Genomic DNA, 14,372 nt, shown 5'->3' with positions numbered 1-14,372 from the left:
CGCCGCGACGTGCCCGAATGCGACGAATCACCGCGTTGGCACCCTCGGGATGCCTACGATGACCACGGCCGTCAGTTGATGCAGCACTCTTCAGCCCGAATCAAGGAGCGAATGGATGCGCGCGATCGTGGTACGGAAGTTCGGAGCCACGCCAGAGGTGGCCGACATGCCGATGCCCGAACCCGGGCCGGGAAGCGTGCAGATCCAACTCGAGGCGGCCGGGGTAAATCCGTTCGACCAGCGCATGGCCACCGGATACCTGGACGGCAAACTGCCGCACGACTTTCCGATGATTCTCGGGGTGGACGGCGCGGGCACCATCGCCTCGCTCGGCCGGGGTGTCAGCCGGTTCACCGTCGGTGACCGGGTGGTCGGCAAGTTCCTCACGCCGCCCGCCGGCCACGGCAGCTTCGCCGAGTACGCGGTGCTGCCCGAAGGCGCCACTCTCGTGTCGATCCCGAACGGCGTCCCGACTGTCACGGCGGCGGCACTGCCGACCGCAGGCGTCACCGCGCAGGACCTCGTGGACGCCGCCCGGATCGAACCCGGCCAGACCGTGCTGATCGTCGGCGCCACCGGCGGTGTCGGCTCGTTCCTTGTGCAACTGGCCAATATCGCGGGCGCGCACGTCATCGCGACCGCGCGCGGTCCGGCCGCCGACCAGATGACCAGGCTCGGCGCCGCGGAGACGGTCGACTACACCGCGGGTCCGGTCCGCGACCAGGTCACCGCCACGCATCCCGGCGGCATAGACATCCTGTTCGATCTGGTGAGCCCACCCGAGGCTCTGACCGAGTTGACCACACTGGTCCGCGACGGCGGGACGGTCTACTCCACCATTGGGTCTGCCTCCGAGTACGCGTTGCGCGCCAGGGACATCAAGGGCGGCAACATGGAGTCCAAGGGCCGCGCACTGGAATTGTCCCGGCTCATACAGCGCGTCGCCGACGGCGACGTGGTGGTGCCGATCGACGCGACCGTCCCGCTCGCTGACGGTCCCGCGGTGATCGGCGCGCACGGCGCGCGCGGCAAGACCGTGCTCGCCATCTGAGAAATCCGGACCACCCCGCGCCGGGAAAGGCAGCTTCTCGCGCAAACGCCCGGAGGTGTGTGATGAGCACCCGCCCCGCCGAATTCGGCCTGTTCCTGATCCCAGAGGCCGACAACTATCGACAAATCGCCGAACTGACCACCTACGCCGACACGACCGGACTCGACCTGATCGGCATCCAGGACCATCCCTACCAGCGCCGTTTCCTGGACACCTGGACGCTGATCACCGCACTGGCGGCACAGACCACCCGAGTGACCCTGTTCCCCGACGTCGCGAACCTCCCGCTGCGCGATCCGGCAATGCTCGCGAAATCCGTTGCCTCCTTGGACCTCGTCAGCAACGGTCGAATCCAGCTCGGCTTGGGTGCCGGCGCGTTCTGGGATGCCATCGCCGGTATGGGCGGACCCCGCCGGACCGGCGGCGAAGCTGTCCGAGCCCTGGCCGAGGCGATCGCGGTGATCCGCGCGATGTGGAGCGAGGAACGATCGGTCCGCGTGCCGGGCGTCTTCTACTCGCTCGCCGGTGCGCATCCCGGCCCCCGCCCACGGCACCGCCCTGGCATCTGGCTCGGCGCGAAGGGGCCGCGCATGCTGGAGCTGACCGGCCGGCACGCCGACGGCTGGCTGCCCTCGGCGGCCTGGGCGCCGCCGGAGTTCCTCACCGAGGCCGGCAGGCGGATCGACGACGCCGCCGTCGCGGCGGACCGAGACCCGCTGTCGGTGCGCCGGATCTACAACGTGTCCGGGACCATCACCGCGGACGGTTCCGATCAGGGCTTTCTGGAAGGCCCGCCCGAGCGCTGGGTCGATGACCTGCTTGCGCTGCATCGCGACCAGCGCATCGACGGATTCGTCTTCTGGCCGACCGAGGGGGAACCGGTGGAACAGATCCGTCGTTATACCGAGCAGGTCGTGCCTGCGGTCCGCGTCGGCACCGAAGGGTGACCGGCCGGAACGAGCCATTCATTCCACACGATGCCGTGTGGTGATCGGCTACGGCCGGACGGCGGCACGGGTCAGCAACCCCCGCGATTTGCCCACCGGTTACCCTTCGGCCGGGTCTTGCCGACCATACCCACACGACCACGGGATTTTCGGGGATACTTGTTCGGCGGAGGACCGCCGGTAACGGATAACGTCCCCGGACAGAACTGAGGGAAAGGAAGCTCCACGTCGTGGATGCGCGTTCGGCTGCGCTGGTCCGCGCCAATTTCCGTTCGGTGATCGAGTCGCCGAATGGACCCGAGCGGTTGGTCAGTGCGTTCTACGGTCATATGTTCGCCGAGACCCCCCGGCTGCGCGAACTATTTCCGCCCGCCATGGAAATGCAGGCCAAGCGGGTCGTCACCGCCGTCCAGTACGTGCTCGATCACTTGGAGGACTGGGACCGGGCACAGAGCTTCCTGGAACAGCTCGCCCGCGATCATCGCAAGTACGGCGTCCAGGCGGAACACTACGACGTGGCGGGCCGTGCTCTGCTTGCCGCTTTCCGCGCGTACAACGGCCCCGCCTGGCACCGCGGTTTGGAGGAGGGCTGGCGTGACATCACCATCTTGATCTCCGCGTCCATGGCTATCGGCGCCAATTCCGACAAGTCCCAACCGTACTGGGCGGCGACCGTGGTCGGTCATCGCCGCGTGCTGGAGGACTTGGCCATCGTGCGCCTGCAGTCCGACGGGCCGATTCCCTACCAGGCCGGGCAATACCTGCCGGTCACCGTGCCGCAGCGACCGAAGATGTGGCGCTACTTCTCGCCTGCGATCCCGTCCAACCCGTACGGCGAGATCGAGTTCCACGTGCGCAAGATTCGCGGCGGGTGGGTGAGCCCGGCGATCGTCAACGAGACCAGGGTGGGCGACCGGTGGCGGATCGCTGGTCCGCTCGGCGGCCTGCACGTCGACCGGGACAGCGGCCGTGACGTGCTGATGATCGGCGCGGGCACCGGCATCGCGCCATTGCGGGCCCAGCTGATCGAGATGGGCCAGCGTGGCATCAACCCGCGGGTGCATTTCTTCATCGGCGGCCGATACCCCTGCGACTTGTACGACGTGGAGAACATGTGGCAGCTCTCGCAGAGCAACCCGTGGCTCACCATCGTGCCCGTGTGCGAGCAGAAGACCAACCCGTGGTGGTACCCGCACCCCCCTCAGGACGCACCGTACGGCATGCACCGGCGCTTGATCGGTAACCTTGGCGCTGTAGTCGCGAGCTTCGGCGCGTGGGCGGATCGGCAGATCCAGATCGCCGGATCGGCGCGGATGATCGCGGACACCCGGCGCGCGCTGATCGCGGTCGGTACGCCGGAGCAGATCATCAGCTGCGACCCTGTGTAAGTGAAGGAGGCCCCCTTGGGGGACCCGGGCATGCTCGGTAACGGTGCGCATCAGGCGCCCGAATGGACCTCGACCGTCGTCGGCCATCATCGGCTGCGCCACGACCTCGCGGTAATCCGTTTGATCGGCGAGTTCGTGCCGTTCGCCGCGGGCCAGTCCGTCGAGGTGCAGGTGCCGCAGCAGCCCGGCGTGCGGCGCAGGCTCTCGCCCGCCTTGCCGCCCTCGCTGGACGGCAAGCTGGAGTTCCACGTGCGCACCGTTCCGGGCGGATGGTGCAGCGGCGCGATCGTTGCCGACACCCAGCCGGGCGACGAGTGGCGGATCGGTGCTCCGCTCGGCGCGTTCACGGTCGACCCGGACGGCGAGGAGGTGGTGATGATCGCGGGCGGCACGGGATTGGCGCCGATGCGCGCGCAGATCCTCGACCTGGCCCGCAAGCCCGACCCGCCGCCCACCTACCTGTTCATCGGCGGGCGGTCGCCGCGCGATCTCTACGCCGCGGACATGCTGTCCCTACTGGCCGGTGAATTGCCATGGCTCACTGTGATTCCCGTGGTGGAAAGTCTGGAGGATCCCGGCTGGGTGGACGAGTGGTACGAGCAGTCCCGCGTCGACATCGGTTTCCCGCCGGACGACATGCTGCACGGCACGCTCGCCGACGTCCTCGGGTCGCACGGCGCGTTCCTGAATCACCAGGTGCTGGTCTGCGGCTCACCCGCCATGGTCCAGACCACCCTCGACCGACTGCTCGAAACCGGCACTCCTGCTGAGCAAATCCAATTCGAGGGAATCTGAGCTGTGTTCGATTTGCCGCGCCCGGGCGCGGCATGTTCGCGAGACTCGCGCCGCCGAGGGAAGTCGTCCGGCTCATCAGGCAGGAACCGTACGGCACAGCCCCGGGTCGGACGCACCAGAAATCCCGCGGACCGAAACCCGAACGCGTGAGCAACACGCCACCTCGCACAGCGCGAGTCTTACGAGCGCCCGCGCGGCCAACAATTCAGAACAGCGGGTCGTGGCGGATGTTCTTCGCGGGTATCCCGGCCGCCATCAGCCGGAACTTCGTGGTCTGCACCATCGACGGCGAACCGGCGATCTGCACATCCCGGTCGGCCCATGCCCCGAAGCTCGCGACAACCTTGCCGATCTGACCGGTGACTCGTGGTTCCAAGCCGGGCCGAAGTGGTTGGGGTCCATCGGGTTCGGTATACCACCAAGGGTTTTCGTCGTGCTCGGTGACCGGCGTCACGGTGAGCCAGCGGTTGGCCACCGCGAGGTCGTTCAGCGTCTCCAGGTCGTAGAGATCGCATGGGTTGTGGCCGCCGACGAACAGGTGAACCTTCGGGTTGACACGTCGCTGCGCCATCGCCATGAGCTGTGCGCGTAGCGGTGCGAGGCCGGTGCCGCAGCCGATCATCAGCATCTTGCGCTTGAGGTTGCGCGGTACACCGAGGCCGCCGAGCGGCGAGCCGAGTAGCCACTGGTCGCCGACAGCGGTCTGGCCGACGATGGCCGAGCTGACCCAGCCACCCAGCACGCCGCGGACGTGGAATTCGATCTCGCCGTCGGTGTCGGCGGGCACGGCGGGCGAGAGATAGCGCCACATGCGTGGCCGCGACGGAATCTGCACGCTCACGTATTGGCCGACGGAGTATTGCATGGGCTGGTCGAGTTGCAGCCGGACGATGGTCAGGTTGCGCAGCACTTCCCGGCGCTCGATCACGGTGCCGGTCCAGACAGGCGGGGTCGTCTCCTTCTCCGCCGCACCGATCATGGTGTCGGCGATGATCTTCAGGCCCTCGTCCCACGCCTGGTCGACCTCGTCGGTCCACATCTCAGTGCCTGCGAATATCTGCACAGCGGTCTTCAGCGAGGTGGCCACCGCGAGGTAGTGCTCGGCTTGTACGCCGTATTTGCGGTGATCCCTGCCCAATTGGGCGAGGAAGGGAAGCAGCTTGTTCGGCTCCTCCAGCCGGTCAAGAGCGTATGCGATCGCCTTGACGAGGCGATCGCGCTGCGCGTCCATGGCGGCCGGAAAGAAATCGCGGACCTGCGGGTAGTCCGTGAACAAGATCGCGTAAAACGATCTCGCCAGTTTCTCCGACCCCCCTTCCTCCGCAGCAACCGCCTTGAAAGTTGTTCTGATCAAAGCGACAGTGCGCGAATCCATTTGTTTCACAACCCCATTTCGCACTCGAACACAAACCGTGCCGGCGAGTGCGGTGCTGCGGGACACTCGACAGCAGTCGATGGTAACGAAGTGTAGGCGAGGTTTGCCAGCAACGGAGTCATCCGCTCGAATTTCTCGTATGTAATTCCGTCGAAACGAGGACAGGAAACAAGACACGCCAGAGAAACCGACTGGAAGACGGTCGATCTGGCGAAAAATCAGTCGTGCACTCGCCGAATCCACAAGGGTGGCTTGGAAAATTTCATCCCGGTCGGTCTGTTGCAGCGACCTTGGGGCAACATGCGCGATGGGTGAGCGGAGATCAGAACGAGTAAACGGCAAGGACACCGTCGCCCGATCGATGGCCCAATCAACCGGTGGGCTCGACGCCGAAATGGCTTGACACGAACGACTTTCCCCGGAACATGTTCTGGTTTACTGTCGGCTAACGCTGAAGTGAGCACCAGCGTCTGCAAAACGACAGCGGGCCCCCGGCGCCGAATCGCGGTTCGCGACCCGTGGCCGGAGGCCCATCGGTGTGCCGTCGTCGTCAGCGCCGGTTGCGCGGCTTCCAGACAACCAACGCCGTGCTGCGTTGCGGCGGCGAGAGATCGGGCCGGTAGCCCGCCCGCAGCCGCTCCAGCTCTGCCGACAGTTCGGCGACATGCTGGCGCAGTTCCTCCACCTGATTGGTCAGTTCGATGATGCGTTTGATGCCCGCCAGGTTGACACCCTCGTCCTGGGACAGCCGCTGCACCTCGCGCAGCAGCTCCACGTCCCGTGCCGAGTAGCGGCGCCCACCGCCCGAAGTGCGTTGCGGCGTCACCAGTCCCAGTCGGTCATACGTGCGCAATGTCTGCGCGTGCATGCCCGCGAGTTGGGCCGCCACCGAGATCATGAAGAACTCGGCACGCGAACCGGCGGACGCATTCTTCGGATCCGACGACATCACGCACCCGCCCATCCCGCACGTGGGTCGAATCCGCTCACCTTCTCCGCCTCCTGGTAGCGCTTCAGCGCATCGAGGGCATCGCTGTCCAGCTTCTGTGGCACCGCGACCTTGACGGTGACCAAAAGGTCACCGGCACCGCCGCCGCGCTTGGGCACGCCACGGCCACGCACCCGCAGGATGCGGCCGTCGACAGTACCAGGAGGTACCTTCACGCCGACCCGGCCCTCCAGCGTTGGCACGGAAACCGTTGTGCCCAAGACCAATTCACTGTAACTGACCGGAAGCACCAGGGTCAGGTCGTCGCCGTTGCGGCCGAAGACCTTGTCCTGGCTGACGTGCACAGTGACATACAGGTCACCCGACGGCGCACCGCGCAGCCCCGCCTCACCTTGGCCCGCCAACCGGATCCGCTGCCCGTCACTGACTCCCGGGGGAATCCGCACCGTAATGGTGCGTGTGCGGTTCTGGATCCCGCTGCCGCGGCAGTCGGTGCAGGGGTCGTCGATGATCGAGCCGGTCCCACGGCAATCGTCGCACGGCTCGCTGAAGCCGAACGCCCCCTGGTTGCGGCTGACGACGCCGGTTCCGTTGCAGAGGGGGCAGACTCGTGGACTGGTCCCCGGTTTGGCGCCGCTGCCGTGACAGGTAGTGCACGGCGACGGGCTTGTCATCCGCAGCGGAACCGTGACGCCCTGTGCCGCTTCGCGGAAACCGAGCGTTGTCTCGGTCTCCACGTCGGCACCGCGCCGCGGGCGGCTCGCGGTCCGCGTGCCGCCCCGGTTGAACAGACCACCGAACAGGTCACCGAGGCCACCGTCGCCCGCGTTCGCGCCGCCGAAAATGTCCCCGATGTTGAATTCCTGAGAGAAGCCGCCGCCGGCGCCGGGAGTGAATCCGCCGCGACCGTAACCGCCGCCACCCGCGAACAGCTTGCGGGTTTCGTCGTACTCCTTGCGCTTGGCCGGATCCGACAGCACGGCATGCGCCTCGCTGACGGTCTTGAACCGCTCCTCGGCCTTGGTGTCGCCGGGATTGGCGTCCGGGTGCAAGTCGCGCGCGAGCTTGCGGTACGCCTTCTTGATCTCATCCTGCGAGGCGGCGGAGGAAACACCCAGCTCCTTGTAGAAGTCCTTTTCGATCCACTCCCGTTGGCTCACCGAGCATCTCCTCCTCTCGCGTTCTTATCGGTCGCTCGTGTCGGCATCAACGTCCGATGCCTCTTCCGTCGGCCGATCGGCGGTCTCCGCCAGATCGGCTACGCCATCGGTTACCCCGACGAGCGCGTGCCGAAGCACCCGATCGCCGAACCGATAGCCCTTGCGCATAACTACGCCGATCACCGGGTCATGCCCAGAGCCCTCGTGCTGCACGGCCTCGTGCAGGGTCGGATCGAAAGGCTCACCCTCCGAACCGAACTCCTCGAGGCCCTGCTTCTGCAGCGCGGCCGCCAGCTTGTCGGCCACCGACCTCAGCGGCCCGGACTCCAGGTCCCCGTGCGCCCGAGCCCGGTCGAGATCGTCGAGTACGCCGAGCAGTTCGGTGACCACCGATGCCTTCGCGGCGTCGGTGGCAGCCTTGCGGTCGCGCTCGACGCGGCGCCGGTAGTTGGCGTACTCCGCGGTCAGCCGCTGCAGATCGGCGGTGCGCTCGGCGAGCTCGCCGCCGATGGTGTCGGCGAGCGTCTCGGTCTGGGGCGCACCATTGCCCGCGGCGGGGGCCGGCTCGGCGGCGGGGGCAGGGGCGGCCGCAGCGCCGTTGTCCGCGGCCGGCTCGCGGATCTCGCCGGTCTCCGGGTCGACCTTCCGGTTGTCGACGAAGGTGATCGGCTCCTGTTCGGAGTTGCCCTGTGTCACTTCTTCTCCGTGTCGACCGGCTCGTCCACGACCTCGGCGTCCACGACCTGGTCATCGTCCGCGGAGCTCGACGCACCGTTGCCGGATGCGGCGGCATCCGCCGCGGACGCCTCGTAGATCGCCTGGCCGAGCGCCTGCGACTCGGTCGCCAGCTTTTCGACGGCCGCCTTGACCGCGGCGATGTCGGTGCCCTTCAGCGCCTCGTTCGCCTCACCGATGGCCGCCTCGACCTTGGACTTCACGTCCGCGGGGACCTTGTCCTCGTTGTCCTTGATGAACTTCTCGGTCTGGTGCACCAGCGACTCGGCCTGGTTGCGGGTCTCGGCCTCCTCGCGGCGGGCCTTGTCCTCGGCGGCGTGCGCCTCGGCGTCCCTGACCATCCGGTCGATCTCTTCCTTGGACAGACCGGAGCCGTCCTGGATCTTGATCCTGTTCTCCTTGCCGGTGCCCTTGTCCTTCGCGGTCACGTGCACGATGCCGTTGGCGTCGATGTCGAAGGTGACCTCGATCTGCGGTACGCCGCGCGGGGCGGGCGGGATGCCGGTCAGCTCGAAGGAGCCGAGCAGCTTGTTGTGCGAGGCGATCTCGCGTTCACCCTGGAACACCTGGATCTGCACCGAAGGCTGGTTGTCGTCGGCCGTGGTGAAGGTCTCCGAACGCTTGGTCGGGATCGTGGTGTTGCGCTCGATGAGCTTGGTCATCACGCCACCCTTGGTCTCGATACCCAGCGACAGCGGGGTCACATCGAGCAACAGGACGTCCTTGACCTCGCCCTTGAGCACACCGGCCTGCAGGGCGGCGCCGACGGCGACGACCTCGTCCGGGTTCACGCCCTTGTTGGGCTCCTTGCCGCCGGTCAGTTCCTTGACCAGATCGGAAACGGCAGGCATCCGGGTGGAGCCACCGACGAGCACAACGTGGTCGATGTCGGACACCTTGATGCCCGCGTCCTTGATCACGGACTGGAACGGCGCACGGGTGCGGTCGAGCAGGTCCGAGGTGATCTTTTGGAACTCGGCGCGGGTCAGCTGCTCATCGAGGAACAGAGGGTTCTTGTCCGCGTCGACGGTGATGTAGGGCAGGTTGATCGAGGTGCTCTGCGAGGAACTCAGCTCGATCTTGGCCTTCTCGGCGGCCTCACGCAGCCGTTGCATCGCCATCTTGTCCTTGGTCAGGTCGATACCCGAGCTGTTCTTGAACTTGTCGACCAGCCACTGCACGACCCGCTCGTCCCAGTCGTCACCACCGAGGTGGTTGTCGCCGGAGGTGGCGCGGACCTCGACGACGCCCTCGCCGATCTCCAGCAGCGAGACGTCGAAGGTACCGCCACCGAGGTCGAAGACCAGGATGGTCTGTTCCTTGTCACCCTTGTCCAAGCCGTACGCGAGCGCGGCAGCGGTGGGCTCGTTGACGATGCGCAGCACGTTCATGCCGGCGATCTGGCCGGCTTCCTTGGTCGCCTGCCGCTGGGAGTCCTCGAAGTACGCGGGGACGGTGATGACCGCGTCGGTGATCTCCTCACCGAGGTAGGCCTCGGCGTCACGCTTCAGCTTCATCAGCACGCGGGCGCTGATCTCCTGCGCGGTGTACTTCTTGTCATCGATGGCCACGGACCAGTCGGTGCCGATGTGCCGCTTGACCGAGCGGATGGTGCGGTCGACGTTGGTGACGGCCTGGTTCTTGGCCGGCTGGCCGACCAATACCTCGCCGTTCTTCGCGAACGCGACGACCGACGGGGTGGTGCGCGATCCTTCCGAGTTGGCGACGACGACCGGCTCGCCGCCTTCGAGAACGGCGACGACCGAGTTCGTGGTCCCGAGGTCGATTCCGACCGCACGAGCCATGGTGGTTCCTCCTAGTTGACGTACTTAGTTGTGTCGGTGCCGGACGAAGAGCCGCCCAACGGCACCTGGTGGGGTGCCGCGAGACCTCGCCCCAAGCACCACACGGAGCACGGTCCCAGCAACGCTGAGCGTGGTCGACTCAATCTTGCACCCAGTGGACACCGAGAGTCAACTGAAACTTGAGCCACACACACTCAACGTTGCCGTACAGCTCAACGATCGACCGCCGCGATTGATTCCCGCGACCCGAAATCAGGGCGGCGCGCAATCCGAAGGAACGCTCCGGCGGAGCCGTCGGCGCCCCGTTACGTTTCGCCCGCGTGCCCGTTACCGCGCATTAGGGTGGCGGCTGGGTGACCGCACCAGGCGCCCGCCGTGCGCCGCCGATCCGAGGAGTCGCCATGAGGGCCGCCGTCGTCACCGATACGAAGTTCGAGATAACCGACCTGCCGACGCCGAGCCCCGGCCCTGGTCAGGTATTGATCAGCGTGTCCCGCTGCGGCATCTGCGGTTCCGACCTGCACGCCAGGACACATGCCGACGAAATGGCGGATCTGGCCGCTGCCACCGGGTACGACCACTTCATGCGGTCGGATCAGAGTGTGGTGCTCGGCCACGAGTTCAGCGGCGCGATACTCGAGTACGGGCCGGGCTGTCGCAAACGATGGAAGGCGGGCACCCCGGTGGTAGCCCTGCCGATCGTGCGGCACGGCAAGCAGCCACACCTGGTCGGCCTGTCGACCGCGGCGCCCGGCGGCTACGCCGAGCAGGTGGTGGTCCAGGAATCGATGACCATGCCGGTGCCGAACGGATTGTCCGCCGAGCACGCCGCACTCACCGAGCCGATGGCGGTCGCCTGGCACGCCGTGCGCAGGGGCAAGGTCGGGAAGGGCCAGACCGCGTTCGTCATCGGCTGTGGTCCTATCGGCCTCGCGGTGATCAGCATGCTGAAGGCCGCGGGCGTGCGTACCGTGGTGGCCAGCGAATTCTCGCCGCGGCGAAGGGAACTCGCGACCGCGTGCGGCGCCGACGTCGTGGTCGACCCGGCCACCGAGTCACCGTGGACAGCCGCACCGAAGGGCCGGATCAACGGCGTCACCGACATCCTCGGCCTCGGCTTCGACACCATGGAACGGCTGCGGCGCGTCCCGAACCTGCCGTGGTGGTACATCTTCCGGCTGGCGCACACGCTGAACGCGGGACCGGCCGGACCGGTGATCTTCGAATGCGTGGGTGTGCCCGGGATCATCGACCAGATACTTACCGCCGCGCCGCCGCTGTCGCGGGTGGTCGTGGTCGGCGTATGTATGGAAACCGACCGTTTCCAGCCCGCGTTGGCGATCAACAAGGAAATAGAATTGCGGTTCGTGCTCGGCTACGACCCCGGCGAGTTCCGCGACACCCTACACATGCTCGCCGAGGGACAGGTCGATCCGACACCGCTGATCACCGGCACCGTCGGTCTGGCCGGCGTGGAGAACGCCTTCACCGCCCTCGGCAATCCGGAGCAGCACGCGAAGATTGTGGTGGATCCGAGCAATTCCGCCGTCACTCCGGTCTGACGGCCTACCAAGGTCGACCTCACCGCTCGGTGGCGAGTACGTCGTCGGCGATCTTCTCGTCCAAAGTCACGCGCACCAGCGCCGCGGCGAGATCCGCTGCGTGGTCGCGCGCGAGATCGGCCAGCCGACCGGGATCATCCGGAAGCCGGACACGTTTGGCGCCGCGGAGGGCACGCTCGTCGAAATACGGCCGAACCCAGGTCCAGATGTCCTGGACCTCACGCAGGAAGATGTCGCTTCCGGTCGGCCCGATGCCCTGGAATTCGCGCAGCAGTTCGGCGGCGCGCTTCGGTTCGTTTCGCGCCTCCTCGCCGAGTTTGCGCAGGTCACCGTGGTATCGATCGAGCACATGCGCGGCGCTGGCGTGCAGCTTCGTGGCGGTGCTCTCGTCGTAACGGCGATAGTGCGCCCTGCCGAGCGCGTCCACCAGGTCCTGCCAGTCCGCGTCGGCTACCCGCCGGGGCGTGCGGTAGCCGCTATGGATCAGCTCCCGCGCGGCCGCCACCGCTATATCGGCGGAGATCCGGGCGCTGAGCAACACGGCGAGCATGAGCAGCTGGAACAGCGGAGCGGGTTTGTCGTCCAGCTTGATGCCCGCTTCCACGGCATATCTCTTGCCCGCCCGGTCGAGCAACGCGTGCACCACATCCTGCTGACTCATCGCGACCTCCTCTCGTTACCGGCCGCGTACCCAGCAGGTCCGCCGATACACCACGTCGCCGAACACCGTCGATCGGTGTGTGCGGGCCTCGAAGGCTCCTGGCCACCTGGCCGCGGCGTTCCTGGCTCCGCCATTCAGGCCAGGGGCAATTCGTAGACGGCCCGGCTGCGGCCCGGCCCTTTGAAATCGGTGACGATCGAGATGCCGTTGACCTCGTGGTCGCCGGGCGCGTTGACGAAGCCGAGAGCGGTCCAACTGGAGTGCGCTGCCTGGTTGTCGAGCTCGGAGGTCAGATAGAGGCGCTCGCAGTCCCACTTCTCGGCCTGTGATCGCACGCTGCGCAGAAGCGCTAGTGCGATGCCGCGGCGCCGGTGCTGCGGATGGGTCATGACATCCTGGACATACAGGTCTGCGGGGTCGTCTTGGCTTCGGAACGCGATCACCGCTCCGGTGATGGTGTTGTCCTCTCCGATCATGATCGGGCAGGTCGAGGAGAACAGCTTGGCATAGAGCCAGTAGTCGGACAGGGTGCGTGCACGGATATAGGGCTCGCCGAGTTCCATGAGCTGGCGGACTTCGCCGATGCGTTCAGGCTGAAGGGGCGTAACGATCACAGGCGCTCCTCAATGCGGATCTTTCGGACAGTGTCGGCCAACGGGTACGCCATGAAATCCAGGTCTGAAAGCTCCGGTGCCGGGCCTCGCCCGCCTACGCAAACGAGTTCGCGGGTTGTGCTACTCCGCTGGTCCGAAAATGCCAGAAACCGGATTTCATGCACGGAATGATGGCCAGCACGGCAAGTATCCCAGCGCAGAGCATCAGCATGATCTGCGGCGTGACAGCGGTCGTCAGTACCCCAGCCAGGATCAGGCCGACCGGCGAAAGCAGCGACCCGGAACCTTGCTGCGCGGCAAAGACCTTGCCGCGATCCGCGGAGGGAAAACCCTCCGCGATGGTGTTCGCCAACCGTGGACCGTTGACGGAATCCGAGAACGAAGAGCCGCAAGCCAGAGCTGAAGGAATCAGAGCAGGGAGATGGCATCCGATCGCAGCGTAGGACAGCGGCTTCATGACCAGGCTCGTAGCCAGCCAGGCGCCGGGTATGGGGGGATCGACGAAGCGAGCCACAAGATTACCGGCGAACAGAAACAGCACCGGCAGTGACTGGATCAGTCCGATCTGGCCGGGGCTGTAGAGCTCGACGAGCGCGAGCGGAGCCGCGACCTGGCACATGGCCAGGAAGAGGGACGACACGATGCTGGTCGAGATCACCGAACGAAGCCATGGCAACGTAGCCAACGTGGCGTAGATACGACAAAGGTGACAGCGTCGACCACCAGAACCCAGATCGAAACCTGAGCAGCGACAAGAAAACCCGCGGTGGCCGCGCCGACAGCCAATCCTGTCCGGTTGATCAGCGCGTTGGACGCCAACCCGGATCGGCGGGTGTCCTGGTCCAGGATGTCGGTCCAATACGCGGAGAGCGCCGGACGATAGAAACCGACGCTGATGCCGTTCGCCAGTGAACATGCTGCGGCGAGTAGCCACCCACTCGACGTGGGAACCAGTGTGGCTACGGCGATTCCGGCCGTCGCGGCGGCCCGGACGCAGTCGAAGAAGATCATCTGGCGGACGCGGTGTGCTCGGTCGGCTTCGACACCGCCGCGGGCGAACGAATACGACATCCCAAGCCTCAACGCGGCCAGCACCGCCCCGACCTGCCATCCACTGAACGAGGAAGCCAGCACAATCGGCAACGCAACCCCGGTAGCGCCGTTACCGAAAGCCGACGTGAAGCCGGCGACCCGCAAGCGGCCTATTGCACCGATCGCCTGCACACCGATCACTGCTACTCCTGTTCGTTCGACTCGAACGAATGGACGTGCTCGCTGGCGACCGATCCGATTGCCCCGGCATAGCCCGATGCCCGCACCAAATGCCTAC

14 protein-coding genes are annotated in these 14,372 nt (G+C 66.3%); 5 read left to right on the top strand and 9 right to left on the bottom strand.

The genetic code is table 11. The features are described 5' to 3' along the window. Positions 1-115: 115 nt before the first annotated feature. The 4 genes from AB0H00_RS02155 to AB0H00_RS02140 all read left to right on the top strand — a co-directional run bounded on the left by AB0H00_RS02155 (position 116) and on the right by AB0H00_RS02140 (position 4,181). Positions 116-1,051, top strand: a complete 936-nt coding sequence (locus tag AB0H00_RS02155; protein ID WP_357259374.1) for an NADP-dependent oxidoreductase — start codon at positions 116-118, stop codon at positions 1,049-1,051. Positions 1,052-1,113: 62 nt separating this feature from the next. Then, positions 1,114-1,998, top strand: a complete 885-nt coding sequence (locus tag AB0H00_RS02150) for an LLM class flavin-dependent oxidoreductase (RefSeq protein WP_357259371.1) — start codon at positions 1,114-1,116, stop codon at positions 1,996-1,998. 230 nt (positions 1,999-2,228) lie between these two features. After that, positions 2,229-3,386, top strand: a complete 1,158-nt coding sequence (locus AB0H00_RS02145) for an FAD-binding oxidoreductase (protein WP_357259368.1) — start codon at positions 2,229-2,231, stop codon at positions 3,384-3,386. Between the two features lie 30 nt (positions 3,387-3,416). Next, a complete protein-coding gene (locus tag AB0H00_RS02140) occupies positions 3,417-4,181 on the top strand; it encodes an FAD-binding oxidoreductase (protein WP_357260389.1) in 765 nt (254 codons plus the stop codon). Between the two features lie 205 nt (positions 4,182-4,386). Here the strand turns inward: AB0H00_RS02140 and AB0H00_RS02135 are convergent, their stop codons facing one another. The 5 genes from AB0H00_RS02135 to dnaK form a co-directional block, all read right to left on the bottom strand. After that, positions 4,387-5,556 carry an FAD-binding oxidoreductase gene (locus AB0H00_RS02135; protein WP_357259365.1) on the bottom strand — a complete coding sequence of 390 codons (1,170 nt, stop codon included), beginning with the start codon at positions 5,554-5,556 and terminating at the stop codon, positions 4,387-4,389. Positions 5,557-6,106: 550 nt separating this feature from the next. Next, on the bottom strand, positions 6,107-6,505 hold the full coding sequence (locus AB0H00_RS02130) for a helix-turn-helix transcriptional regulator (RefSeq protein ID WP_357259363.1): 399 nt from the start codon (positions 6,503-6,505) through the stop codon (positions 6,107-6,109). Beyond that, entirely contained in the window at positions 6,505-7,665 is a 1,161-nt protein-coding gene (dnaJ, locus tag AB0H00_RS02125; protein WP_357259360.1) for a molecular chaperone DnaJ, read from the bottom strand. The genes AB0H00_RS02130 and dnaJ overlap by 1 nt, the downstream gene beginning before the upstream one ends. Before the next feature lie 24 nt (positions 7,666-7,689). Continuing rightward, the gene (grpE, locus tag AB0H00_RS02120) at positions 7,690-8,361 is read right to left on the bottom strand and encodes a nucleotide exchange factor GrpE (protein ID WP_357259357.1); all 672 of its coding nucleotides are present in this window, start codon (positions 8,359-8,361) and stop codon (positions 7,690-7,692) included. Further along, positions 8,358-10,205, bottom strand: coding sequence for a molecular chaperone DnaK (gene dnaK, locus AB0H00_RS02115; RefSeq protein WP_357259354.1), 1,848 nt, complete (start codon positions 10,203-10,205; stop codon positions 8,358-8,360). The genes grpE and dnaK overlap by 4 nt, the downstream gene beginning before the upstream one ends. Before the next feature lie 401 nt (positions 10,206-10,606). On the opposite strand from dnaK, the gene AB0H00_RS02110 reads away from it, so the two are divergent. Beyond that, a complete protein-coding gene (locus tag AB0H00_RS02110; protein ID WP_357259351.1) occupies positions 10,607-11,767 on the top strand; it encodes a zinc-binding dehydrogenase in 1,161 nt (386 codons plus the stop codon). A 19-nt stretch (positions 11,768-11,786) separates the two neighbouring features. Here AB0H00_RS02110 and AB0H00_RS02105 read toward each other — a convergent pair whose 3' ends face one another. From AB0H00_RS02105 to AB0H00_RS02090, 4 genes are all read right to left on the bottom strand, one after another. Beyond that, positions 11,787-12,428: an endonuclease gene (locus AB0H00_RS02105; RefSeq protein WP_357259348.1), complete on the bottom strand. Its 642-nt coding sequence runs from the start codon at positions 12,426-12,428 to the stop codon at positions 11,787-11,789. Between the two features lie 134 nt (positions 12,429-12,562). Then, the gene (locus AB0H00_RS02100) at positions 12,563-13,042 is read right to left on the bottom strand and encodes a GNAT family N-acetyltransferase (RefSeq protein WP_357259345.1); all 480 of its coding nucleotides are present in this window, start codon (positions 13,040-13,042) and stop codon (positions 12,563-12,565) included. Positions 13,043-13,136: 94 nt separating this feature from the next. After that, entirely contained in the window at positions 13,137-13,700 is a 564-nt protein-coding gene (locus AB0H00_RS02095; protein ID WP_357259342.1) for a hypothetical protein, read from the bottom strand. Further along, a complete protein-coding gene (locus AB0H00_RS02090; protein WP_357259340.1) occupies positions 13,697-14,275 on the bottom strand; it encodes a hypothetical protein in 579 nt (192 codons plus the stop codon). Before AB0H00_RS02090 ends, AB0H00_RS02095 begins: the two co-directional genes overlap by 4 nt. Positions 14,276-14,372: the final 97 nt, after the last annotated feature.

This window comes from Nocardia sp. NPDC023852, from assembly GCF_040639505.1.
In the GTDB taxonomy this organism is placed as follows: Bacteria; Actinomycetota; Actinomycetes; order Mycobacteriales; family Mycobacteriaceae; genus Nocardia.
The sequence above is the reverse complement of the archived record's forward strand: the minus strand, read 5'-3'. Positions and strand labels throughout refer to the sequence as shown.

Excerpts from the sequence above, each read along its gene's own strand:
- AB0H00_RS02155 (WP_357259374.1), top strand. The coding sequence starts at position 116 with ATGCGCGCGATCGTGGTACGGAAGTTCGGAGCCACGCCAGAGGTGGCC.
- AB0H00_RS02150 (WP_357259371.1), top strand. The coding sequence starts at position 1,114 with ATGAGCACCCGCCCCGCCGAATTCGGCCTGTTCCTGATCCCAGAGGCC.
- AB0H00_RS02140 (WP_357260389.1), top strand. The coding sequence starts at position 3,417 with ATGCTCGGTAACGGTGCGCATCAGGCGCCCGAATGGACCTCGACCGTC.
- AB0H00_RS02135 (WP_357259365.1), bottom strand. The coding sequence starts at position 5,556 with ATGGATTCGCGCACTGTCGCTTTGATCAGAACAACTTTCAAGGCGGTT.
- AB0H00_RS02130 (WP_357259363.1), bottom strand. The coding sequence starts at position 6,505 with ATGTCGTCGGATCCGAAGAATGCGTCCGCCGGTTCGCGTGCCGAGTTC.
- dnaK (WP_357259354.1), bottom strand. The coding sequence starts at position 10,205 with ATGGCTCGTGCGGTCGGAATCGACCTCGGGACCACGAACTCGGTCGTC.
- AB0H00_RS02110 (WP_357259351.1), top strand. The coding sequence starts at position 10,607 with ATGAGGGCCGCCGTCGTCACCGATACGAAGTTCGAGATAACCGACCTG.
- AB0H00_RS02105 (WP_357259348.1), bottom strand. The coding sequence starts at position 12,428 with ATGAGTCAGCAGGATGTGGTGCACGCGTTGCTCGACCGGGCGGGCAAG.